At 69.7% G+C, this 22,369-nt stretch carries 20 protein-coding genes and 1 pseudogene; 20 read left to right on the top strand and 1 reads right to left on the bottom strand.

Going from position 1 to position 22,369, the window contains the following annotated elements:
* Positions 1-26 precede the first annotated feature (26 nt).
* The 6 genes from SNAS_RS35870 to SNAS_RS19190 all read left to right on the top strand — a co-directional run bounded on the left by SNAS_RS35870 (position 27) and on the right by SNAS_RS19190 (position 6,273).
* Positions 27-194, top strand: a complete 168-nt coding sequence (locus SNAS_RS35870; protein WP_013019121.1) for a hypothetical protein — start codon at positions 27-29, stop codon at positions 192-194.
* Positions 194-931 carry a peptidoglycan-binding domain-containing protein gene (locus SNAS_RS32995; protein WP_013019120.1) on the top strand — a complete coding sequence of 246 codons (738 nt, stop codon included), beginning with the start codon at positions 194-196 and terminating at the stop codon, positions 929-931. The genes SNAS_RS35870 and SNAS_RS32995 overlap by 1 nt, the downstream gene beginning before the upstream one ends.
* A 98-nt stretch (positions 932-1,029) precedes the next feature.
* Positions 1,030-1,614 (top strand): TetR/AcrR family transcriptional regulator, encoded by a 585-nt coding sequence (locus SNAS_RS19205; protein ID WP_013019119.1) that lies wholly within the window; start codon positions 1,030-1,032, stop codon positions 1,612-1,614.
* Between the two features lies 1 nt (position 1,615).
* Entirely contained in the window at positions 1,616-2,806 is a 1,191-nt protein-coding gene (locus tag SNAS_RS19200) for an FAD-dependent monooxygenase (protein ID WP_013019118.1), read from the top strand.
* Positions 2,807-2,931: 125 nt separating this feature from the next.
* Positions 2,932-4,134 (top strand): acetyl-CoA C-acetyltransferase, encoded by a 1,203-nt coding sequence (locus SNAS_RS19195; RefSeq protein WP_013019117.1) that lies wholly within the window; start codon positions 2,932-2,934, stop codon positions 4,132-4,134.
* Between the two features lie 3 nt (positions 4,135-4,137).
* Positions 4,138-6,273: a 3-hydroxyacyl-CoA dehydrogenase NAD-binding domain-containing protein gene (locus tag SNAS_RS19190; protein WP_013019116.1), complete on the top strand. Its 2,136-nt coding sequence runs from the start codon at positions 4,138-4,140 to the stop codon at positions 6,271-6,273.
* Positions 6,274-6,283: 10 nt separating this feature from the next.
* On the opposite strand, the gene SNAS_RS19185 is transcribed toward SNAS_RS19190, so the two are convergent.
* Positions 6,284-7,183 carry a TetR/AcrR family transcriptional regulator gene (locus tag SNAS_RS19185; protein ID WP_013019115.1) on the bottom strand — a complete coding sequence of 300 codons (900 nt, stop codon included), beginning with the start codon at positions 7,181-7,183 and terminating at the stop codon, positions 6,284-6,286.
* Positions 7,184-7,298: 115 nt separating this feature from the next.
* On the opposite strand from SNAS_RS19185, the gene SNAS_RS19180 reads away from it, so the two are divergent.
* The 14 genes and pseudogenes from SNAS_RS19180 to SNAS_RS19115 all read left to right on the top strand — a co-directional run.
* Complete coding sequence (locus tag SNAS_RS19180; protein ID WP_013019114.1) at positions 7,299-8,216, top strand: NmrA/HSCARG family protein; 918 nt, start codon at positions 7,299-7,301, stop codon at positions 8,214-8,216.
* An 85-nt stretch (positions 8,217-8,301) separates the two neighbouring features.
* A complete protein-coding gene (locus tag SNAS_RS19175) occupies positions 8,302-9,246 on the top strand; it encodes a sugar kinase (RefSeq protein WP_013019113.1) in 945 nt (314 codons plus the stop codon).
* Positions 9,246-9,851 carry a bifunctional 4-hydroxy-2-oxoglutarate aldolase/2-dehydro-3-deoxy-phosphogluconate aldolase gene (locus tag SNAS_RS19170; protein ID WP_013019112.1) on the top strand — a complete coding sequence of 202 codons (606 nt, stop codon included), beginning with the start codon at positions 9,246-9,248 and terminating at the stop codon, positions 9,849-9,851. The genes SNAS_RS19175 and SNAS_RS19170 overlap by 1 nt, the downstream gene beginning before the upstream one ends.
* Positions 9,852-9,952: 101 nt before the next feature.
* The gene (gene def, locus SNAS_RS19165) at positions 9,953-10,474 is read left to right on the top strand and encodes a peptide deformylase (RefSeq protein ID WP_013019111.1); all 522 of its coding nucleotides are present in this window, start codon (positions 9,953-9,955) and stop codon (positions 10,472-10,474) included.
* Positions 10,475-10,563: 89 nt separating this feature from the next.
* Positions 10,564-13,536 carry an AfsR/SARP family transcriptional regulator gene (locus tag SNAS_RS32990; RefSeq protein WP_013019110.1) on the top strand — a complete coding sequence of 991 codons (2,973 nt, stop codon included), beginning with the start codon at positions 10,564-10,566 and terminating at the stop codon, positions 13,534-13,536.
* Positions 13,537-13,788: 252 nt separating this feature from the next.
* Entirely contained in the window at positions 13,789-14,292 is a 504-nt protein-coding gene (locus tag SNAS_RS19155) for a hypothetical protein (RefSeq protein WP_013019109.1), read from the top strand.
* 69 nt (positions 14,293-14,361) lie between these two features.
* Complete coding sequence (locus SNAS_RS19150) at positions 14,362-15,708, top strand: replication-associated recombination protein A (RefSeq protein WP_013019108.1); 1,347 nt, start codon at positions 14,362-14,364, stop codon at positions 15,706-15,708.
* Positions 15,705-16,244 carry a hypothetical protein gene (locus SNAS_RS19145; protein WP_013019107.1) on the top strand — a complete coding sequence of 180 codons (540 nt, stop codon included), beginning with the start codon at positions 15,705-15,707 and terminating at the stop codon, positions 16,242-16,244. Before SNAS_RS19150 ends, SNAS_RS19145 begins: the two co-directional genes overlap by 4 nt.
* Positions 16,245-16,371: 127 nt before the next feature.
* On the top strand, positions 16,372-16,875 hold the full coding sequence (locus SNAS_RS19140; RefSeq protein WP_013019106.1) for a DUF948 domain-containing protein: 504 nt from the start codon (positions 16,372-16,374) through the stop codon (positions 16,873-16,875).
* A gap of 9 nt (positions 16,876-16,884) precedes the next feature.
* On the top strand, positions 16,885-17,148 hold the full coding sequence (locus SNAS_RS19135; RefSeq protein ID WP_013019105.1) for a DUF6167 family protein: 264 nt from the start codon (positions 16,885-16,887) through the stop codon (positions 17,146-17,148).
* Positions 17,149-17,181: 33 nt separating this feature from the next.
* On the top strand, positions 17,182-19,839 hold the full coding sequence (gene alaS, locus SNAS_RS19130; RefSeq protein ID WP_013019104.1) for an alanine--tRNA ligase: 2,658 nt from the start codon (positions 17,182-17,184) through the stop codon (positions 19,837-19,839).
* Entirely contained in the window at positions 19,836-20,291 is a 456-nt protein-coding gene (gene ruvX, locus SNAS_RS19125; protein WP_013019103.1) for a Holliday junction resolvase RuvX, read from the top strand. Before alaS ends, ruvX begins: the two co-directional genes overlap by 4 nt.
* Positions 20,292-20,297: 6 nt before the next feature.
* Positions 20,298-21,485, top strand: coding sequence for an endolytic transglycosylase MltG (gene mltG / locus SNAS_RS19120; RefSeq protein WP_013019102.1), 1,188 nt, complete (start codon positions 20,298-20,300; stop codon positions 21,483-21,485).
* Positions 21,482-22,285, top strand: a pseudogene (locus SNAS_RS19115) (shikimate dehydrogenase); the annotation flags it as partial. The gene mltG and the pseudogene SNAS_RS19115, both read left to right, overlap by 4 nt.
* Between the last annotated feature and the right edge of the window lie 84 nt (positions 22,286-22,369).

The raw sequence follows: 22,369 nt of genomic DNA, 5'->3' as shown, positions 1-22,369 counted from the left end.
ACCGGCGACCTGAAAGGACTGTGGCCATGGCATCGCATGACTGGCACCCGTGCGACGTGGAACGTGGGTACGAGGTACGCCGCCATGACGACCTCTACCAGGTACGTGACCGCGACGGGAACGTGGTGGACCTGACGGCATCCGAGTTCGAGCAGCTGCGTCTCGACGGCCCGAACCCGAAGGGATTGAAGTGATGGCGAATCCGGATCCGGACAAGATCACCGACGAGATGTGGCAATTGTGGACCGAATGCGAACAGGTCATCTCCGGCGTGAGGCTGGGAGGGATCTGGGCGGACAAGCCCGGATATCACAACACAGTGGACGCCAATCAGGCGAACTGGCCCGACAACTACTCGATCCAGCTGGGGCTCGATCTGGAATCCCCGCACACCAAGGCCCGCGCCATCGACCTGACCATGAGTGACGCCCAGATGCGGCTCCACACCGGTAGGCTGCGCGCGGCGGCACTCGACGGTGACCCGCGGCTGAGCGCGGTGCGGGAGTTCTACGGCACCTTGGACAGCCAGAACGTTTACGGGCTTATCAAGGATTCCACGACCGGATCCTGGCGATCGTCCTCATCGGATTCATCGCACCTGTGGCACATCCACATCAGCGTATTCACCACGTTTGTAAACGACTGGGATTCACTGGCGCCGATCGTCTCGGTGCTGGCCGACAGCGAAGGAGACGACGACGTGATCGGATTGAAGAAGGGCAATTCCGGCGAACGGGTCAAGGGGCTCCAGGCCGCGCTCGGCCGCGCCGGATACCCCGTCGACGTGGACGGCGAATACGGTCCCAAGACCGCCGCGGCACTGCTGGAAATGCGCAAGGACATGGGGTCCTCCGCCGAGAACGGCGACAAGGTGACCGGCTACGCCTACGCGCAACTGTTGTCCGCCCTGGCCAAGAAACAAGCCGGCTAGGTGTAGGTCACACCTGCTCTCGCGCACCGTCGCGCATCGGTGCGTTAGTATTTGGTCGAACGTCCAGGACGAGTGACCAAATTGTGGAGGGCACCAGCATGGCACCCGAGACCAACGCCCAGCGCGGCCACGAGGTGCGGCGCAGGCTGCTGGCCGCGACCGTCGCACTCATCGGGGAGAAGGGCTGGAACGCCGTCAGCACCCGCATGGTCGCCGAGCGGGCCGGGGTGCGGTCCGGGATCGTCCACTATCACTTCACCTCGGTCGCCGCGCTGTTGCGCGAGGCGTCCCTGGGGACGGTGCGCCAGATCCTGACGGGCTTCGCCCCGATACTGCGGCAGTACGACGACGCCACCGCGGGCATCGACTCCATCCTGGACGCACTCGACCGCTACAGCGGCCGTGACGCCACCTCGCTGCTGATGTTCGAGGCGTACCTGGCCGCCACCCGCGACGCGGAACTGCGAGCCGAACTGTCCGCCCTGGTCGCCGAGTTCCGCGACCTCGTCGCCGACTGGCTCGCCGAACGTGGCCAGGCCGCGCCCCGCGAGACCGCCGCCGTCCTCGCGGCGACCCTCGACGGCTTCGTGCTCCACAAAGCCCTGGACCCGAACCTGAGCGCCGAGGTGTTCAAACCCGTCCTCCGGCGCATCCTCCACCCCGTCGACGAAAGCGAGAACTGACATGAAGGCCGTCATCTGCGGAGCCGGAATCGCCGGACTGGCGCTGGCGCAACGACTGGCGAGCATCGACTGGGAGGTCGTGGTCGTCGAGAAGGCGCCCGGTCCGCGCGAACAGGGCTACATGATCGACTTCTTCGGCCCCGGCCTGCGCGCCGCCACGGCGATGGGCATCGAGCCCCGGCTGCGGGAACTCGGCTACAAGGTCCGGGAGTTCTCCTATCTGGACGAGACCGGCCGCAAACGCGCCAGCCTCGACTACCAGCGGTTCTCCAGGGTCGCCGACGGACTGCTGAGCATCATGCGCCCCGACCTGGAGCGCACCCTCCGCGAGGCGCTGCCCGCAACCGTCGACCTGCGGTTCGCCACCACGATCACCGCCATCCACAACCGCCCTGACGGCGTCACGGTGACCCTTTCGGACGGACAGACGCTGGAAGCCGACCTGCTGGTGGGCGCCGACGGCATCCACTCGCGAACCCGCGCGATGGTCTTCGGACCCGAGGAGCGCTACCTGCGGCACCTGGGACTGCACACCGCCGCGTTCACCTTCACCGATCCCGAGATCCACGCCGAGGTGCGCGACGGCTTCTACCTCACCGACACCGTCGCCAAGGAGATGGGCATGTACGGCATGCGCGACGGCAAGGTCTCGGTGTTCACCGTGCACCGCACCGATTCGCGGAAGCTGCCGGACGATCCCCGCGCGGTGATCCGCGAGACCTACGCGGACCTGGGCTGGCGGGTGCCGCGAGCACTGGAACTGTGCCCGCCGCCCTCGCATGTCTACTACGACCTGGTGGCCCAGATCCACATGCCGAACTGGGTGGACAAGCGGGTGGTGCTGGTCGGGGACGCCTGTTACGCGGTGTCGCTGCTGGCCGGGCAGGGCGCCTCGCTGGGGATCGCGGGTGCCCACATCCTGGCCGGGCAACTGCGCACCGGCACGGTCGACGAGGCCCTGGCCCGCTACCAGCGACTGTGGCACCCGATCGCGACGGAACGCCAGCGCATCGGACGCAACGGGGCCAAGTGGATCGTGCCGACCACTCCGACCCAGCTGTGGCTGCGTCGGCTGGCGATCAAGGCCATGGGCATCCCCGGCCTGGACCGCTACCTCGGCTCGGCGCTGGTCGGCAAGGACCACACCGACGTCGACGCGCTGGCCGTGGCCGAGGAACCCGCCGCGGCCTAGCGACCGCCCCGGCACCATCGCCGCGCCTGATCGTTTCAGACACCCATCGCGAGCGGGCCGGTCATGGGCGCGGCCGGGCCGACAATGGCACAGTGAAGGCGTTCGCTAGCGCAAGGAGTTCGGCCATGGCAGAGGCGTTCATCTACGACTGGGTGCGCACACCCCGGGGCAAGGGCAAGGGTGGGTCGCTGCACAGCGTCAAACCCGTGTCGCTGGCGTCGGGGCTGTTGGACGCGCTGCGCGAGCGGGGCGGATTCGACACCACCCGCGTCGACGACGTCGTGCTGGGCTGCGTCACCCCCATCAACGAGCAGGGCGGCGACATCGCCCGCGCCGCGGTGCTGATGTCCGGCTGGGACCGTGAGACCTCCGGGGTCCAGGTCAACCGGTTCTGCGCCTCCGGCCTGGAGGCGGTGAACCTGGCCGCGGCCAAGGTCGCCTCCGGCTTCGAGGACGTCGCGGTGGCCGGTGGCGTGGAATCCATGTCCCGCAACAAGATGGCCTCCGACGGCGGCGCCTGGTTCCTCGACCCCGAGACGAACCTGCGCACCGGGTTCGTCCCGCAGGGCATCTCCGCCGACCTCATCGCCACCCGCGAGGGCTACTCCCGTGAGGACGTCGACGCCGTCGCCGTCGCCTCGCACGCCAAGGCCGCCGCGGCCTGGCAGGACAAGCGCTTCGCCCGTTCGGTGGTCCCGGTCGTCGACGTCAACGGACAGACCCTGCTGGACACCGACGAGACCATCCGGCCCGGCACCAGCCTGGAGACGCTGGCCGGACTCAAACCGTCCTTCGCCGACGTGGGCGCCTTCGGATTCGACTCCGTGGCGATCAACCGTTACCCCGAGGTGGAGTACATCCGGCACGTGCACCACGCCGGCAACTCTTCCGGCATAGTGGACGGTGCCGCCGCGATGCTGATCGCCAGCGAACGCGGCGGCCAAGCCCTGGGACTGCGGCCCCGGGCCCGGATCCGGGCGGCGGCCGTGACCGGCACCGAACCGACCATCATGCTCACCGGCCCGGCCCCGGCCGCCCGCAAGGCACTGGCCCGGGCGGGCATGGCGGCCACCGACATCGACCTGTACGAGATGAACGAGGCCTTCGCCTCGGCGGTGCTGAAGTTCCAGCGCGAACTCGACGTCGACGACGACATCCTCAACGTCAACGGCGGCGCCATCGCCATGGGACATCCCTTGGGCGCCACCGGCTGCATGATCCTGGGGACGCTGGTGGACGAACTGGAACGCCGTGACCTCAACACGGGACTGGCCACGCTGTGCGTCGGCGGCGGCATGGGAATCGCGACGATCGTCGAAAGGGTGTAACCGATGACCGAGGCCATTACCTACGCCAAGGACGACGCGGGCATCGTCACGCTCACCATCGACGTGCCCGGCGAAGCCGCCAACCCCATGACCACCGAGGCCATCGCCGCTCTCAACGCGGCGGTGACCCGGCTGGAGTCCGAACGCGACTCGGTCACCGGCGTCATCGTCACCTCCGCCAAACCGGTGTTCTCGGCCGGGGGCGACCTGCGACGGCTCGTGCAGGCCGACCAGAGCCAGGTCGAGACCGTACTGTCCGAGATGGACGACTACAAGCGGCCGCTGCGGCGGCTGGAGAAGCTCGGCAAACCTGTCGTGGCCGCGATCAACGGCAGCGCCATGGGCGGCGGTTTCGAACTCGCGCTGGCCTGCCACCGTCGCATCGTCGCCGACGATCCGAAGCTGCGCGTCGGCCTGCCCGAGGTCACCTTCGGCCTGCTGCCGGGTGCCGGTGGTGTGGTCCGCACGGTGCGGATGCTGGGCCTGATGGCCGCGCTGCCGCTTTTGACCGAGGGCAAGCGGCTGGGTCCCGCCGACGCGCTCGCGGCCGGACTGGTCCACGAGGTGGTCCCCGCCGCGTCGTTGCTGGACAAGGCCCGCGAATGGATCGCCTCGGGCCCCGAGGCCGTGCAGCCTTGGGACGTCAAGGGCTACAAGCTGCCCGGCGGCGGCCCCAACGACCCCGGCGCGGGTCAGCTGCTGGCCGCGGCTCCCGCGATGCTCGTCAACAAGACCCACGGCGCCTACCCGGCGCCGGAGAAGATCCTGGCCGTCGCCGTCGAAGGCGCACTGGTCGATGTGGACACCGCCTTCGCGATCGAGACCCGCTACTTCACCGAACTGGCCTGCGGCCAGGTGTCGACGAACATGATCGGCGCGCTGTGGTTCGACCTCAACGACATCAACGCGGGCCGCTCCCGCCCCGACGCGCCCAAGCGCAAGGTCGCCAAGGTCGGCGTGCTCGGCGCGGGCATGATGGGCGCCGGAATCGCCTACGTCTCCGCCTACGCGGGCATCGACGTCGTCCTCAAGGACGTGTCGGCCGAGGCAGCCGACAAGGGCAAGGCGTTCTCGGCCGCCACACTGGACAAACGGGTCGGCGCGGGCAGGATGACGCCCGAACGCCGCGACGAGATCCTGTCGCGCATCACCGCCACCGGCGACGACGCCGACCTGGCCGGTTGCGACCTCATCATCGAGGCCGTCTTCGAGAAGCGCGCGCTCAAGGAGCAGGTGCTGGCAGCGGCCGAGACCCAGGCGACGGGCGACGCGGTCATCGCGTCCAACACCTCGACGCTGCCGATCACGGGACTGGCCAAGGCGGTGCCGCAGGCGGAGCGCTTCGTCGGCCTGCACTTCTTCTCGCCGGTGCACAAGATGCCACTGGTGGAGATCATCCGCGGCGAGGCCACCAGCGACGAGACCCTGGCCCGCGCCTTCGACTACGTCCGGCAGATCAACAAGACGCCCATCGTCGTCAACGACAGCCGTGGCTTCTACACCTCGCGTTCCTTCGCCACCTACGCCCTGGAGGGCCTGGCGATGGTCGCCGAGGGTGTTCCGGCGGCGCTGGTCGAGAACGTGGCCCGGCAGGCGGGCATGGCCGTCGGCCCGTTGGCGGTGTCCGACGAGGTGTCGCTGTCGCTGATGTGGGGCATCAACCAGCAGACCATCGCCGACTACGCGGCGGCGGGGGTCGAAGCCCCCGTCCACCCGGCGATGTCCCTTGTCGACACGTTCGTCAACGAACTCAACCGTCCCGGCAAGGCCGCCGGTGCCGGGCTGTACGAATACCCGGCCGAGGGCAAGAAACGGCTGTGGCCCGAACTGGCCACCCGCTACGGCCGCGACAGCGGCGTCTCGGCGGCCGACGTGCGTGACCGGCTGCTGTTCGTCCAGTCGCTGGAAGCGGTGCGGTGCCTGGAGGAGAACGTCGTCACCTCGGCGGCCGACGCCAACATCGGTTCCATCTTCGGCTGGGGTTTCGGCGCCTGGTCCGGTGGCGTGCTGCGGTTCATCAACCAGTACGGCCTGGACGAGTTCATCGCCCGCGCCGAGTACCTGGCCGAACGCTACGGCGAGCGGTTCGCCGTCCCGCAGCTGCTGCGCGACCACGCGGCCAAGGGCGAGGACTTCTAGCCCACGGCGCTCAATCCGCGTAGGCGCGCGACAGGGCGAGTGAGTCCTCGTGCGGGATGTAGTGGGTGATGCGACCGTCGGCGACCGTGAACCGGAAGGCGAAGGCGAACTCAGACTGTCCTACATGGAGACTTCGGGTCCGTAACGAAACCGGTTGCCGGGTGCGGGCCGTCGCGCGCCGCCGGTGCGCCTTCTGGCGACAGGCCGGACTGCAATACCTCGCCGGACGTCCGGTGTTCGCGGTGTGGATCGGGCTGTCGCAGGTCTCGCAACGCGGCCGAGTTTCGTTACGGTCGGGGATCGACACCGGAGTTTCGTTACGGAAAGGCGCCGGGTTTCGTTTCGTTCCGGGCGGCCGCAGCCCGTCCCACAGCAGCATCCTGATGCGTCGCGCGCCCGCCTCGTCCTCGCGGTGGGCGACCATGGCCACGTACCCCGGGATCAGGGCCGCGAGGTCGTCGACGTCCACATCGGTGCGTACCGCTCCGGCCGTCTGGGCCCGGCGCAGCAGCCGCTCGAAGGCGTCGGTGAACCGGCAGTGCGGGCCGGTGGTCTCGGCCGCCGCCCGCCACTCGTCGTGGCGGGCCATGGCGTCGCACAGTGCCCGGTTGAGCCGGGCCTGTTCCATGGCGTGGGCGAGGAACTCGTAGAAGGCCGACTCGGCGTCCTCGCACTCCAGGGCTGACACGGCGCTGGCTCCCAGCTGCTCGATCCGCTGGGCCATGACCGCCTCGAACAGGGCGTCCTTGGTGGGGAAGTGGCGGTAGACGGTACCGGCGCCGACCCCGGCGGCCCGGGCGATCTCGTCGAGCGGGACCGAAAGGCCCTGGCTGGCGAACAGGTCCTCGGCGGCGGCCAGCACGTTGGCACGGTTGCGGCGGGCGTCGGCGCGCGGGGTGGCTGCGGTCATGCGCGGGCCTCCTTGACGATCGCGAATAAGCGGGTGTAGCGTTCCGTTTGTTAACCGGGTCGCCGCCCCCGATACTAACCCGGCGGCGGCCGTTGCGATTCCCGAAAGGACCCCCATGACCACCAAGGACAAGATCGTCGCCGTCATCGGAGCCACCGGACAGCAGGGCGGTGCCGTGGCGAAACGGCTGCTGGCCGAGGGCTGGCGGGTGCGGGCCATCAGCCGCGATCCCGCCAAACCCGCCGCCAGGGCACTGGCCGCCGCCGGAGCCGAGGTCGTGGCCGCCGACATGGACGACCGCGCCAGCCTCGACGCCGCCTTCGCGGGCGCCTGGGGCGTCTACAGTGTCCACACTGGCGCCTTCGACGGCACCGAGTACGCCGACGACCCCGAACACGAGGTCCGCAGCGGCGTCAACGTCGCCGACGCCGCCAAGGTCGCCGGGGCCAGCCACCTCGTCTACTCCTCGTCGACGGGCGTCGACAACCCCGAGATGGTGGGCGTGCTGCCGATCCTGGCGCACAAGAAGGCCGTCGAGGCGCACATCCGCTCGCTGGGCATCTCGTACACGATCCTGCGGCCGACGTCCTTCATGGAGAACTACCTGGGCGCCATCCGGGGACTGCGCGACGGTGCCCTGGTGACGCCGCTGGCCCCCACCATGGCCGAGCCGCTGATCGCCGTGGCCGACATCGCCGCCTTCGTCGCGCTGGCCTTCGCCGACCCGAAGGCGCACGACGGCCTCGTGCACGAACTCGCCGGCGACCAACTGACCCAGACCGACATCGCCGCCGCCCTCGGCCGGACCGCCGGACGCGAGGTGCCCTACGTCCAGGTGCCCATCGAACAACTGCGCGCCATCAGCGAGGCACTCGCCGAGGGACTGGACATGATGAACCGGGTCGCCATGAACGTCGACATCGAGGGCCTGCGGAAATGGCATCCGGGACTGCTCGACTTCGAGGCATGGCTGGCCGCCAACCGGGACGCGATCACCGCGAAGGTGACACAGGCCGAAACGACAGGGAGATAGCTGCGGCGTGGGGCGGCGATGCACTAGGGTGCAGGGCAGCAGCGACCCAGCACCACGCGGCGACGCCCCACCGCAGGAGCCACACTTGAATACACCCCGCACGGACTTCGACCTCATCGGCATTGGTGAATCCATGGCCTTGGTCGCCCCCGATCCGCCCGCGCCGTTGCGCGAAAGACCGAAGCTGCGCATGGGGGTCGCCGGAGCGGAGTCCAATGTGGTGACGTACTTCTCGTTGCTGGGCGCCAAAGCCGCCTGGGCCGGACGCGTCGGCGACGACCCCTTCGGTGAACTGGTGTGCCGCCAGCTGGCCGCCGTGGGCGCCGACACCAGCTTCATCGAGGTCGACCCCGCGTTGCCGACCGGGGTGTACTTCAAGGACCCCGACAAGATGAACACGCGGGTCTACTACTACCGCAAGGGTTCGGCGGCCACCGGCATGGGACGCAAGCTGGTCGACAGCCTGCCCCGCGCCAAGATCGTCCACCTGACCGGCATCACCGCCGCGCTGTCGGACTCCTGTCTGGACCTGATGGTGCACGCGCTGATCGAACGGCCGTGGCCGGGCGCGCTGATGAGCTTCGACGTCAACTACCGGCCGAAGCTGTGGCCGGTGGAGACCGCCTCGTCGGTGATCCGCACGCTCGCCAGCGCCTCCGACCTGGTGTTCGTCGGTCTGGACGAGGCCGAGACCCTGTGGGGCATCACCCGGCCCGAGGACGTCCGCTACCACCTGACCGGGCCCAAGACCCTGGTGGTCAAGAACGGCGAGATCGGCGCGACCATCTTCGAGGGCACCGCCGACGGCATCTTCATGGAGTCGCCGATCGTCAAGGTCGTCGAACCGGTCGGCGCCGGGGACGCCTTCGCCGCCGGGTACCTGTTCGCGGTGCTCAAGGGCGCCGTTCCCCGGGCCCGGCTGCGGATGGGCCACCTGATCGCGGGCGGTGCGCTGCGGGTCTCCGGCGACATCGGACCGCTGCCGGGACAGGCGTGGATCACGGCCGCACTCAACGACGGGACACCATGATGAGCTTCGAGGAACTGTTCGGCGACGACCGGGTCATGGTGATCCTGCGCGGGCTGCCGCCGGAGGACACCGTCGCCCTGGCCCACACCGCCTGGGACGCCGGGGTGAACCTGCTGGAGGTTCCCATCGGCGAACCGGGACAGGAGAAGTCGCTGGCCGCCGCCGTGGCGGCCGGGGCCGAACGCGGCCTGGACGTCGGCGCCGGGACCGTGGTCAGCCGCGCCCACGTCGACGCTGCTGCCGCCGCCGGGGCCGCCTACACCGTCGCGCCCGGCCTGGACCCCGACGTGGCCGCCGCGAGCTTCGACGCCGGAATGCCGCACCTTCCCGGCGTGGCCACCGCCTCGGAGATCCAGCGGGCACTGGCCGCCGGTTGCGACTGGGTCAAGGCCTTCCCGGCCGCGGCCCTGGGCACCAGCTGGTTTCGCGCCATGCACGGCCCGTTCCCGCACCTGAACATCGTCGCCACCGGCGGCGTCTCCGTCGCCTCGGCCCCCGACTTCCTGGCGGCCGGGGCCTCGGTCGCGGCCCTGGGTTCGGCGCTGGCCGACCCGCAGGCCGTCGCGGGCCTGGCCCGGCTGGTGGCCGACACCACCCGCGACTGACCCTCCGCCACAACGACCTCCGCTCGCCGAGCGGCCGGGGTCGGCGCTTTCGCGCGCCTTGGCTAGCATTCTCGGGGTAAGTAGTCAGGAAGGCGTGAGTCATGACAGAAACCGAGTCGGGAACCGTGCACGACATCGTGTACCACGGCACCGAGGTGCTGCACCGTCGTTGTAGGACGGTCACCGACTTCGACGACGAGCTGGCGCGGCTGGTCGACGACATGTTCGCCAGCATGTACGCCGCCAACGGGGTGGGCCTGGCGGCCAACCAGATCGGCGTCGACGCGCGGGTGTTCGTCATCGACTGCCGCGACGACGACGGCGGTCGCCTGTACGGCCACATCGTCAACCCGACGCTGCGCGAGGAACCGCCGCCGCGCGAACTCAACGTCGGCCCCGAAGGCTGCCTGTCGGTGCCCGGCCAGTACGCCGACGTGGCCCGCACCCAGACCGCCACCGTCGACGGCTTCGACAAGACCGGCAAGCCGATCACCCTCACCAGCACCGGCGAGGCCGCCCGGTGCCTGCAACACGAGACCGACCATCTCAACGGCATCGTCTACGTGGACAAGCTGCCCAAGAAGATCCGCAAGCGCCTGCTCGCCGAGGCCGGACTGGGCTGAAACCCCACCAAAGCGGGGCATACCCGGTAATCCCGGATGCTGGGTATTGTTAGAGGCCCTCAACCGACTGTGCCCCCGACGGAGACTTCGTGGACTTTCGCATCCTCGGCTCCCTCGAAGTGCGGCACGACGGTGCCGTGATCCCGGTTCGGGGGCGTCAGCAACCCAAGGTGCTGGCCATGCTGCTGCTGCAGGCCGGTCACGTCGTGTCCGTCGACAGGCTCGTGGACGCGCTGTGGGACGACGATCCGCCCGCCACCGCCCGCCGCCAGGTGCAGAACACCGTCGCGGCGCTGCGGCGCACCCTGTCGGTGGCCGAGGGCCCGCTCATCACCGCCGTCGGCGAGGGCTACCGGCTGTCCACCGCCCACCTCGACTCGCTCCAGTTCAACGACTACGTCCGGCAGGCAGCTGCCGCCGCCGAGAACAACCGGCTCGCCGAGGCCCACACCCGACTGTGCCAGGCCCTGGAACTGTGGCGCGGCGAGGTGCTGACCGGCATGAACGGCCGGGTGCTGCGCGCCTTCGCCGAGCAGCTGGAGGAGGCGCGGCTGCGGGCCTTCGAGACCCGCATGGACATCGAGCTGCGGCTGGGACAGCCCGGCCGCATCGTCGAGGAGGCGCGGCGGCTGCTGACCGAGCACCCGTACCGGCAGGACATGGCCGCGCTGCTGATGCGGGCGCTGCACCAGTGCGGACGCGGCACCGAGGCGCTGGAGGTGTACGCGACGCTGCGGTCCCGGCTGGCCGAGGAACTGGGCATCGACCCGACCCGGGCGCTGCGCGACCTGCACCTGGAGATCCTGCGCGCCGACGGCGAGGGCGCCCGGACCTCCGCTCCGGCCCGGCAGTCCGTCGGGGAGGTCCCGGCGCAGCTGCCCGCCGACATCGCCGGATTCACCGGCCGCGCCTCGCAACTGGCGGCGCTGGACGCCATGCTGGACCAGGCCGACGGCGCCTCGGTGCTGGCCACCGTCGCCGGTGCCGGCGGCATCGGCAAGACCGCGCTGGCGGTGCACTGGGCCCGGCTGCGCGCCGACCGCTTCCCCGACGGGCAGCTGTTCGTCAACCTGCGCGGCTTCGACCACAGTGCCCCGTTGTCGGCCCACGACGTGCTGACCCGGTTCCTGCGCGGCTTCGGGTTCAACTCCGAGGCGATACCGTCCGACCTGGACGAAGCCGCCGCGCTGTACCGCACCTACCTGCACGGCAAACGGGTCCTGATCCTGCTGGACAACGCCGCCCGGGTCGACCAGGTCCGGCCGCTGCTGCCCGCCGGTCCCGGCTGCTTCGCCCTGGTCACCAGCCGCGACTCACTGGCGGGCCTGACAGCCCTGGACGGCGCCCGGCGCGTCGAGGTCGACACCCTGGGGCCGCGCGAGTCGCTGAGGCTGCTGGCCGACCTGATCGGACAGTCCCGTCTGGACGCCGAAGTCGAGGCCGCCACCGCCATCACCGAACTGTGCGGACGACTGCCGCTGGCGCTGCGCGTCGTCGGCGCCAACCTGGCCGCCCGCCCCTCCGAACGGCTCGCCGAGGTCGCCGCCGAACTGGCCGGAGCCGACCGCTTGGAACGGATGGTGGTGCCGGGCGACACCCGCGCCGCCGTCGCCGACTGCATCACGCTGTCGCTGCCGTCCATCGACGAGAACACCCGGCGGTTCTTCCTGCACCTGGGACTGGTGCCCGGCACCGAGATCTCGGCGAGCATGGCCGCCGCGGTCGTTGACGGCACCGAGGCCGAGGCCCGCAGGCTGCTGGGTCGGCTCGCCCACGCGCACCTCATCGACCCGCAGAGCGACGAGCACTGGCGCTTCCACGACCTGGTGCGGCTGTACGCCCACGCCCGGGCCGCCGACGACCTGAAACCTGCCGACCGCGACGCGGCGATGGAGCGGCTGCTGGACTGGTACGCCGACTCCCAGACCAAACTGCGGCACGAGGACCGGGTGGCCACGGTGCTGGCGCTGGTCGACCATCCCCGGGTGTGGAAGGCCGCCACCAACTTCCACGCCTCGGTCCACGACGGCTACGACCCCGACGAGATCCGCCGGGTCGTCAGGATCGCGCTCGGCGTCGCCGAAGCCCACGACGACGCCGCCGGTCAGGCGTGGATGCACAACCTGGTCGCGGGCACCTACTGGGCGGCGCGACGGTTGCCCGAGGCCGTGGCGGCCGGGGAGCTCGCGTTGGAGACGGCGCGGCGCAGCGGCGACCCGCTCCTGATCGCGCGCCACCTCAACAACATGGCGTCGTTCCGTTCGCTGAGCGGCGACAACCTGGCCGCCCGGAGGATCCTCGACGAGTCGCTCAAGATCGCCGAGGAGTCCGCCGACCCGTGGGCCATCTCCGCCCGGCTCGACAGCCTCGGCGAACTGTGCATCCATTTGGGACAATACGCCGAAGCCGAGACCCACCTGCGGCGATCGCTGGCGGTACGTCCGCCGCAGCCGCCGGGCAAACGCTGGCCCAAGACCCCGTCCAAACTGGCCCACCTGTGCCTGGACACCGGCCGCTACACCGAGGGCCTGGAATACGTCGAACTCATCCTGGCCGAGGCGATGTCCCGGCACCATCCGCGGGCGCTGTGCCTGCGGGCATCGCTGCGGCTGGCCATGGGCGACCTGGACGCCGCCTACGCCGACTTCACCGAGTCCTTCGCGGTGGAACGCCAGAACCGGTACGTGGGTGAGGCCGCGGACCTGCTGATCCCGTACGCGCACTGCCTCAGCGAACGCGGCGAGGCGCAGTCCGCCCTCAAACACGCCCGCGAATGCCTGGAGTGGGGCCGATCCAGCGGCATCCGCCGAGACGAGGCCGCCGCCAGTCTGCTGCTGTCCACGATCCACGCCCGGCAGGAGGACTACGCCACCGCGGCGACCTTCGCGCGCGAGGCGTGCCGATTGTTCGCGTCGATGTCCGAACCGCTGCGGCACGGACGCTCCCTTGTGGCGCTGGCCCGGGCGCTGACGGGTCTGGGGGTGCCGGAAGCCGCCGAGCATCGGGCGGCGGCCGAGGCGATCTTCGAACGGCTCGGCGTCACCGCGTTCGAGACCCGATAGCCGCCGGGGAATCGGTCACGGCGCCACGCCTACCAGCGTCCAAGGGATCGACCGCGAGGCGCCGTGACCGAGCTTTGTGGCGTCATTTGACGTGCGGAAGGCTGAACCGACGCCGTAGCAACAGCCTCTCCTGCGTTTGCCGCACGTGATCCAGCATCTCCGGACGGCTCACGCGGGGTGCACGAGTTCCCGGGCGCAACTCGTGCCGGTCATGAGGGCAACCTCGCGGACGGTCGCGGCCGTCAACGCCACATGCGCACACCCACCCGGCTGGGATTCGTCGCCCTGGTCCTCGCACTGTCGGCGGGAGCCTGCGACTCCGGCGACAACGCCGCCGCGAACCCGTCGGCCACAGCCGATCCGACCACGGCCACCCGGCCCGACACCGACGCGGGGGCGTCCGAAAAGGAGGACGAACCCGGTTCGGCGCCGGAATCGGCGAAGACGACAGAACCCGAACCCTCCGCGTCCGACGACGCGACCGACGGCCTGTCGCAGTCGCAGCGCGAACTGCTGGCCAAGGCCCGCCGCGACGGCGAGGTGATGGTGATCGTGTCGATGGCCGAAGGCTCCCAGACCAGACGCTACGACCGGGTGGCCGAGGGCGTCTCCGACAGCGGCGGCGCCGTGACCGGCGGCTCCGACGTCGACGACAGCTGGCTGTCGGCCATGGCCGTGGAGGACACGCTGTGGTTCCTGTTCGGCTCCGGCGATGTCGCCTCGGTCGTCGAGGACGGTCTGAGCGAACCCACCTGAGTCGGAACCGCGCTCGGGAAGGCCGCACGCGCGCGGGAGTGTCGTAGCCGGACGGTAACGTGTCCCCCCATGGAAGGGCCCGGACTGTTCGACATTCCCGAAACCGCGCCGCGCACCGAAGAGCCCGCCGCGGACGCTCCGCTGGCGGCCCGGATGCGCCCGGCGACGCTCGACGAACTCGTCGGCCAGCAGCACCTGCTGACCCCCGGCTCGCCGTTGCGGCAGCTCGTCGGCGGCGACGCCCCGCTGTCGGTGATCCTGTGGGGCCCGCCCGGCTGCGGCAAGACCACCGTGGCCAACCTGGTCGCGCGCGCCACCGACCGCCGCTACGTGCCGATGTCGGCGCTGAACGCGGGCGTCAAGGACGTGCGCGCCGTCATCGAGACCGCCCGCGCCACCCGCCGCCGCGGCGGCGCCCCCACCGTCCTGTTCATCGACGAGGTGCACCGCTTCACCAAGACCCAGCAGGACGCGCTGCTGGCCGCCGTCGAGGACCGCACCATCACGCTGTTGGCCGCCACCACCGAGAACCCGTACTTCTCGGTCGTGTCGCCGCTGCTGTCGCGGTGCGTGCTGCTGACCCTGGAACCGCTGACCGAGGACGACATCCGCGCCCTCGTCGACCGCGCCCTCAGCGACGAACGCGGCCTGGGCGGCGAGGTCGCACTGGAACCCGAGGCCGCCGACCACCTGGTCCGGCTGGCCGCCGGGGACGCCCGCAAGGCCCTGACCGCGCTGGAGGCCGCCGCCGCCAGCGCCAAGGCCGCCGGGACCACCGTGGTCGACCTGGCCACCGCCGAATCGGCCGTGGACGTCGCCGCGGTGCGCTACGACCGCGACGGCGACAGCCACTACGACATCGCCAGCGCCCTCATCAAGAGCCTGCGCGGCTCCGACGTGGACGCCGCGCTGCACTGGCTGGCCCGGATGATCGTCGCGGGCGAGGACCCGCGCTTCATCGCCCGTCGGCTGGTCATCTTCGCCAGCGAGGACGTCGGCATGGCCGACCCGACCGCGCTGCAGACCGCCGTGGCCGCCGCCGAGGCGGTCGCGTTCATCGGCATGCCCGAAGGACAGCTGACCCTGGCCCACGCCGTGGTCCACCTGGCCACCGCCCCCAAGTCCAACGCGGTCACCGCCGCGATCGGCGCGGCCATCACCGACGTCAAGAACGGACACACCGGCCCGGTGCCGCCGGGCCTGCGCGACAGCCACTACGCGGGCGCCAAGAACCTCGGCCACGGCGAGACCTACCGGTACCCCCACGACGACCCGCGCGCCGTCGTCACCCAGCAGTACGCGCCCGACGCGGTGCACCGCAACGTCTACTACCGGCCCACCGACCACGGCGCCGAGAACGGACTGGCCTCCCGGATGGAGAAGCTTCGCGCGATCGTGTGGGGGAGTAACGAGTGAACCGAGGCCACCGGCGCGAGCGTCGGCAACGTCCCGGACAGGTCCGGGCCCAGCTGGTCACCGAGTTCACCCGGATCCGCCGCCTCAAACTGGCCACCTTCGGCGTGGTCGCCGCCGCCGTCGTGGCCGCGGTCCCGGTGGCGCTGCGGCTCGACGACGTCACCCGCGACCCGGCCTTCGTCGCCCTCGACGAACTGGCGCTGCCGCACTGGGCCTCGGCCAAGCCGCGCGACGCCGCGGCGGGCAGCCGCTGGTGCGTCGGGCGGTGCCGGGTCCGCGAACGGGTGTGGCAGTCGAAACGCGGCGTCGACGACACCGTGAAGGTGTACGCCGGGGCGCTTTCCACCGAGCACTGGCACCGGCTCGACTCCGGCAGGTGTCCAACCCGGACACAGCTGGGCCAGTACCGCTGTTACCACCGCGACGAGTACGCATTGGACCTGTGGGTCCGCCCGGCCGAGTGCCCCGACGTCAAACAGCTGTGTCCGGGCTCGACGGTCTCGGCGGTGATCCGGCCGACACCCGAAGCCGAGTGAAAACGCGGCTCGCCCCGGCGCGGGCCAAGCGGAAGTTCACTGAACTCGGACGGTAAGGTCGGTTCCGTTGCCGATTTCCAGGCAACACAGTGTCCAGGTAACTTCGCGATCGAAACGAGGGGGACCGATGTCGGGTCAGGCCTATGCCGCCGCCAGCGAGTTCGTGACCACCGGTGGAGAACTGGCGGCCCTGATAGCCGCGGGCGCCTTCGCGGCTCTGGCGTTGGTGCTGGCCTATGTGCTGCTCGGTCTGCGCAAGACCGTCAACGCCGCGACCCGCGCCGTCAACGACCTCAACGCGCGCACCGGCCCGCTGCTGCAAAAAGCCAACACCACAATGGATCATGTCAACACCGCGCTGACGCAGGCCCACACGTCGCTGGACGCGGTGAACACCCAGCTGGAACGGGTCGACACGATCACCGGCCACGCGCAGCAGGTCACCGGCAACGTCGCCAACATCACCAGCCTCGTCGGGGCCGCGGCCACCACACCGCTGGTGAAACTGGCCGCCTTCGGCTTCGGGCTGCGCAAGGCGCTGGCCAAGCGCCGCGCCGACGACGACGAGCGCGAAGTGCGAAACCTGTTGAAGGACAAGAAGTCCCGCCGTAAGCGTTCTAAGAACGGGTAAAACGAGAAAATGGTTAAAAGACTGTTGTGGCTGGCCGCGGGTGTCGCGGTCGGCGTGATCGTCGTGCGCAAGCTCGCGCGCGGCGCCGACGCGTTGTCCCCGGCGGGCATCGGCGAGCGGCTGCGGAATACCGCCGTGACAGCCGGGTCCGGAGTGCGTAGCTTTATGTCCGACGTCGGCGAGGGCATGCACGAGAAGGAAGCCGAGCTCCACGAGGCGATCGCGGCCGGAGAGCCGGTCGGCGAGCTGCTCGAAGACGACGATGACCGATAGCACTATCTACAGCGGACAAGGAGGTATCATCCGATGAGGACGGCCGAGATCAAGAGGCGGTTCCTGGCACACTTCGAGGCCAATGGGCACACGGTGGTACCGAGCGCACCGCTTCCGGCCATCGAGGACCCGAACCTGCTGTTCATCAACGCGGGGATGGTTCAGTTCGTCCCCTATTTCACCGGGCAGCAGACGCCCCCGTGGACCCGCGCCACCTCGGTGCAGAAGTGCATCCGCACCCCGGACATCGAGGAAGTCGGGATCACCACCCGGCACGGCACGTTCTTCCAGATGAACGGCAACTTCTCCTTCGGTGACTACTTCAAGGAGAAGGCCATCGAGCTGGCCTGGGATCTGATGACCCGGCCGCAGTCGCAGGGTGGGCTCGGATTCGACGAGTCCAAACTGTACCCGTCGGTCTATGTGGACGACGACGAGGCGATCGGCCTGTGGAAGCGTATCGCGGGCCTGCCCGACGAGCGGATCCCCCGGCTGGGCAAGTCGGAGAACTTCTGGTCCATGGGCATCCCCGGTCCGTGTGGTCCGTGCTCGGAGATCCTGCTCGACCTCGGCCCCGAGTTCGGCGAGGAGGGCGACTTCCTCAACGGCGACCGGTACATGGAGCTGTGGAACCTCGTGTTCATGCAGAACCTGCGTGGCGAGGGCACCAACAAAGAGGACTTCGAGATCCTGGGCGACCTGCCCGCCAAGAACATCGACACCGGCATGGGGCTGGAGCGCGTCGCCTACATGCTCCAGGGCGTCAACAACATGTTCGAGATCGACGAGGTGCGGCCGCTCATCGACCGGGCCAGCGAACTGACCGGGAAGCGTTACGGGGCCTCGCGTCCCGACGACGTCCGGTTCCGCGTCATCGCCGACCACGTCCGCACCGGCCTGATGCTCATCGGCGACGGCGTCACGCCGTCCAACGAGGGCCGCGGCTACGTGCTGCGCCGCATCCTGCGCCGCGCGATCCGCGCGATCCGGCTGCTGGGCTTCGAGGACAAGGCGCTTCCGGAACTGTTGCCGGTGGCCCGCGACTGCATGTCGCCGTCCTATCCGGAGCTGTCGGAGGACTTCGAGCGGATCTCGTCCTACGCCTACGGCGAGGAGGAGGCGTTCCGTTCCACACTGCGCCAGGGAACCACCATCCTGGACACCGCGGTCAAGGACACCAAGGCCAGCGGCGGCACGCTGCTGCCCGGCGCCAAGGCCTTCGAACTGCACGACACCTACGGCTTCCCCATCGACCTGACGCTGGAGATGGCGGCCGAGCAGGGGCTCAAGGTCGACGAAGAGGGCTTCCGCCAGCTCATGGCCGAGCAGCGGCGTCGCGCCAAGGCCGACGCCCAGTCCCGCAAGACCGCGCACGCTGACATGTCGGCGTACCGCGAGCTGCTCACCGCCGGCGGCCCCACCGACTGGAAGGCCTACGAGACCCTCAACACCGAATCGACGGTGCTGGGCATGCTCGCCGAGGGCAGCCCGATCCAGGTCGCCAAGGAGGGGCAGCTCGTCGAGGTCGTCCTCGACAAGACCCCGTTCTACGCCGAGTCGGGTGGTCAGCACGCCGACGCGGGCACCATCACCGGTGCGTCGGTCTCGGCCGAGGTCGTCGACGTGCAGCGCCCGATCAAGGGCCTGGTCGTGCACCAGGTGCGGGTGCTCAAGGGCGAGCTCGCGGTCGGTACCGCCGTCAAGGCCGACGTCGACCCCGAGTGGCGGCTGGGCGCGCGGCAGGCGCACTCGGGTACCCACGTGGTGCACGCGGCGCTGCGCGAGGTGCTCGGCCCGGCCGCGTTGCAGTCGGGTTCGTTCAACCGGCCCGGTTACCTGCGGCTGGACTTCTCGTGGCGGTCGAAGCTGTCCGACGAGTCCCGCAGTGAGGTCGAGGAAGCCGCCAACCGCGCGGTCCGCAAGGACCTGCCGGTCGCGGTCAAGTACATGACGCTGCCCGAGGCGCGCGAGTTCGGCGCGCTGGCGCTGTTCGGCGAGACCTACGACGAGACCGTCCGGGTCGTCGAGATCGGCGGCGAGTGGTCCCGGGAACTGTGCGGTGGCACCCACGTGCAGCACGCCGCCCAGATCGGGCCGGTCGTGATCACCTCGGAGGCCTCGGTGGGTTCGGGGCAGCGACGCGTCGAGGCCGTCACCGGCCTGGAGGCGTTCCACTACCTGGCCCGCGAACGCGACCTGGTCTCCCAGATCGCCGACGAACTGGGCGCCCCGCGCGCCGAGCTGCCGGAGCGGATCTCCGCCCTGATGCAGCGCGCCAAGGACGCCGAGAAGGAACTGGCCAACCTGCGCGCCAAGGAACTGCGCGACAGCGCCGCCACCTTCGCCGCGCAGGCCAAGAAGATCGGCGACGTCGCGGTGGCGGCGGTGCAGGCGCCCGACGGCACAGGCGGCGGCGACGCCCGCAAGCTCGCCACCGAGATCCGGGGCCACCTCGACCCGAACAAACCGGGCATCGCCGCGGTCGCGGCCACGGCGGGCGGTAAGGCCTCGCTGGTGGTCATCGTCAACAAGACCGGCACCGCCCAGGGCCTGTCGGCGCAGGCCCTCGTCAAGGGCGCGCTGTCGGGACGCGGCGGCGGCAACGACGAGGTCGCCCAGGGCGGCGGGGTTCCCGCCGACCAGGCGAGCGCGCTGCTTCAGGCCGTGTCCGCGCAGGTCGCCGGGGAGTGAACGACACCCCGCCCAGGGGCCGTCGCCTCGGAGTAGACGTCGGAAAAGTACGCGTCGGGGTCGCTTTGAGCGACCCCGACGGCATACTCGCCGCTCCACTGGAGACGGTCCCCAGAGATATGTCCGGAAAGTCCGTGCCGCCCGCGGATATCAGCCGAATAGCCGACCTTGTCAACGAGCATTCGGTCGTGGAAATCGTCATAGGGCTTCCGGTTACGCTTTCAGGTGAGGAAAGCTATGCGGCCGCCGAGTCTCGCGCGTACGCCGAACAGGTCACGGCGGCCGTCGGCGACGTACCGGTGCGGTTCGTCGACGAGCGTTTGACCACCGCAGTGGCGTCGCGTAGGTTGTCCGAGCGTGGCGTGAAAGGAAAGCGCCGCAAAGCCGTGGTCGACCAGGCGGCCGCGGTGGAGATTCTGCAGCTGTGGCTGGAGAAGCAGCGGAAGGCATAGACGACGATGTTGGACGAGAGGCCGTACGAGACCATGGATCCCTCTCAGCCTCGCCGACGCAGGCACCGCCGTCGCCGCAAGGGCCGCACCGTTTTCGCGTTGCTGCTGGTGTTCGTGTTGCTGGGAACCGTTGGTGTGGTCGGGTTCGTCGGCTTCGACAAGATCAAGAACATCTTCTCCGCGCCCGACTACGCCGGTGACGGCAACGGCGTCAAGGTGCAGGTCGAGATCGCCGAGGGCTCGGTGCTGTCCGACATCGGTGACGCACTGTACAAGAAGGACGTCGTCAAGAGCGCCAACGCCTTCGTCAACGCCGCCGAGGCCAACCCGAAGTCGAACCAGATCGGGCCGGGCACCTACGCCATGGAGAAGCAGATGTCGGGCGAGGCGGCGCTCGAACGGATGCTGGACCCGAAGTCCCGCAAGGTTTCCGGCGTCACGATCCGTGAGGGTCTGACCATGTGGGGGACGTTCAAGAAGCTGTCGGAGAACACCGGGGTGCCGCTCGAGGACTTCACCGCCGCCGCCGAGGATCCCGAAGCGCTCGGCATCACCAGCGACTGGTTCGAGCGCAAGGACGGCAAGGACGTCGTCAAGTCCGTCGAGGGTTTCCTGTCTCCCGCCACCTACGAGTTCAAGAAGGGCGCCACCGCCGAGGAGATGCTGAAGGCGATGGTGAGCAACTTCCTCAAGGTCACCGACTCGATCGGGTTCAAGGAGACCGTGGAGGCGCAGCGCTCGAACTACAGCCCCTACGAGGTGCTGATCGTGGCGTCGCTGTCGGAGGCCGAGGCGGGTGTCCCCAAGGACCTCGGCAAGATCGCGCGGGTGGCGTACAACCGCATGGACGGTGAGTACTGGTGCCACGGCGGTCTGGAGAACTGCCTCGAGTTCGACACCACCACGAACTACGGCCTCATCGAGGCGGGCAAGGGCAGCAAGAACTCCAAGGACCTCACCGACGCGGAGTTGAACGACGAGAGCAACAAGTGGTCGACGCACGTGCGTGCCGGACTGCCGCCGACTCCGATCAACAGCCCGGGCAAGAGCGCGCTGGAAGGCGCCGCCGACCCGCCGTCGGGCAAGTGGAAGTTCTTTGTGGCCATCGACAAGGAGGGCAACTCCGCCTTCGCCGAGACCAAAGAGGAACACGACGCGAACGTGGAAGAGGCCAGGAAGAACGGCGTCCTGTGACCAGACGCGCGGCCGTGGTGGGCTCACCCATCGCGCACTCGCTGTCACCGGCGATCCACAATGCTGGTTACGCGGCGGCGGGGCTGAGCGACTGGACGTACACCGCGCACGAGTGCGGCAAGGACACGCTGGCGTCGTTCCTGGACTCGCTGGGGCCCGAGTGGGCCGGACTGTCGGTGACGATGCCGCTGAAGGAACGCGCGCTCGCGCTTGCCGACTCCGCCGACGACACCGCTACCGCGCTGGGCGCGGCCAACACGCTGGTGTTTGGCGAGGGCGGCCGGGTCGCTTACAACACCGACGCCCCCGGCATGGTCGACGCGCTGGCCGAGGTCGGGATGCGACACGCCTCCCGGGTGGCGATCCTGGGCGCGGGCGGCACGGCCCGCGCCGCGCTGGGGGCGGCCGCGAGCTTGTCGGCCACGTCGGTCACCGTCTACGCCCGTCGCCCCGAAGCCGTCGCGGAACTGGAACCGGTGGCCCAGCGGCTCGGCCTGCCACTGACGGCCGCCCCGTGGGAGTCGGCGGAGGGTTGCGGGGACGCCGATCTCGTGGTGTCAACCATGCCCAAAGGCGTGAGTGACGCGCTGGCCATCGACTGGAAGCCGGACACGGTGGCGTTCGACGTCGTCTACGACCCGTGGCCCACCGAGTTCGCGCGCTTGGCCCAGGCCGCTGGTTGCCGGATCGTGAGTGGACTGTCGCTGCTGCTGTGGCAGGCGGTGGTTCAGTTCCGGCTGTTCACCGGCGTCGATGCTCCGGTCGAAGCGATGCGCGCCGCGCTGCCGCCGACCACAGCGGACTTATCCGCCGACCACAGCGGACTTGTCCGCCGCTGGAATTTCTTAAGCCTCGCTCAGCCGGGCCAAGCCTGGCTTAAGCCA

It is taken from the genome of Stackebrandtia nassauensis DSM 44728 (assembly GCF_000024545.1).
GTDB classification, from domain to species: Bacteria; Actinomycetota; Actinomycetes; order Mycobacteriales; family Micromonosporaceae; genus Stackebrandtia; species Stackebrandtia nassauensis.
This window is presented reverse-complemented; position numbering and strand designations above follow the sequence as displayed.

Coding starts and splice junctions, on each gene's coding strand:
- SNAS_RS19190 (WP_013019116.1), top strand. CDS start 4,138: ATGACCGAGGCCATTACCTACGCCAAGGACGACGCGGGCATCGTCACG.
- SNAS_RS19205 (WP_013019119.1), top strand. CDS start 1,030: ATGGCACCCGAGACCAACGCCCAGCGCGGCCACGAGGTGCGGCGCAGG.
- SNAS_RS19180 (WP_013019114.1), top strand. CDS start 7,299: ATGACCACCAAGGACAAGATCGTCGCCGTCATCGGAGCCACCGGACAG.
- mltG (WP_013019102.1), top strand. CDS start 20,298: ATGTTGGACGAGAGGCCGTACGAGACCATGGATCCCTCTCAGCCTCGC.
- SNAS_RS19155 (WP_013019109.1), top strand. CDS start 13,789: ATGCGCACACCCACCCGGCTGGGATTCGTCGCCCTGGTCCTCGCACTG.
- SNAS_RS32995 (WP_013019120.1), top strand. CDS start 194: ATGGCGAATCCGGATCCGGACAAGATCACCGACGAGATGTGGCAATTG.
- def (WP_013019111.1), top strand. CDS start 9,953: ATGACAGAAACCGAGTCGGGAACCGTGCACGACATCGTGTACCACGGC.
- SNAS_RS35870 (WP_013019121.1), top strand. CDS start 27: ATGGCATCGCATGACTGGCACCCGTGCGACGTGGAACGTGGGTACGAG.
- SNAS_RS19195 (WP_013019117.1), top strand. CDS start 2,932: ATGGCAGAGGCGTTCATCTACGACTGGGTGCGCACACCCCGGGGCAAG.
- SNAS_RS19150 (WP_013019108.1), top strand. CDS start 14,362: ATGGAAGGGCCCGGACTGTTCGACATTCCCGAAACCGCGCCGCGCACC.
- SNAS_RS19135 (WP_013019105.1), top strand. CDS start 16,885: ATGGTTAAAAGACTGTTGTGGCTGGCCGCGGGTGTCGCGGTCGGCGTG.
- alaS (WP_013019104.1), top strand. CDS start 17,182: ATGAGGACGGCCGAGATCAAGAGGCGGTTCCTGGCACACTTCGAGGCC.
- SNAS_RS19200 (WP_013019118.1), top strand. CDS start 1,616: ATGAAGGCCGTCATCTGCGGAGCCGGAATCGCCGGACTGGCGCTGGCG.
- SNAS_RS19170 (WP_013019112.1), top strand. CDS start 9,246: ATGAGCTTCGAGGAACTGTTCGGCGACGACCGGGTCATGGTGATCCTG.
- SNAS_RS19185 (WP_013019115.1), bottom strand. CDS start 7,183: ATGACCGCAGCCACCCCGCGCGCCGACGCCCGCCGCAACCGTGCCAAC.
- SNAS_RS19140 (WP_013019106.1), top strand. CDS start 16,372: ATGTCGGGTCAGGCCTATGCCGCCGCCAGCGAGTTCGTGACCACCGGT.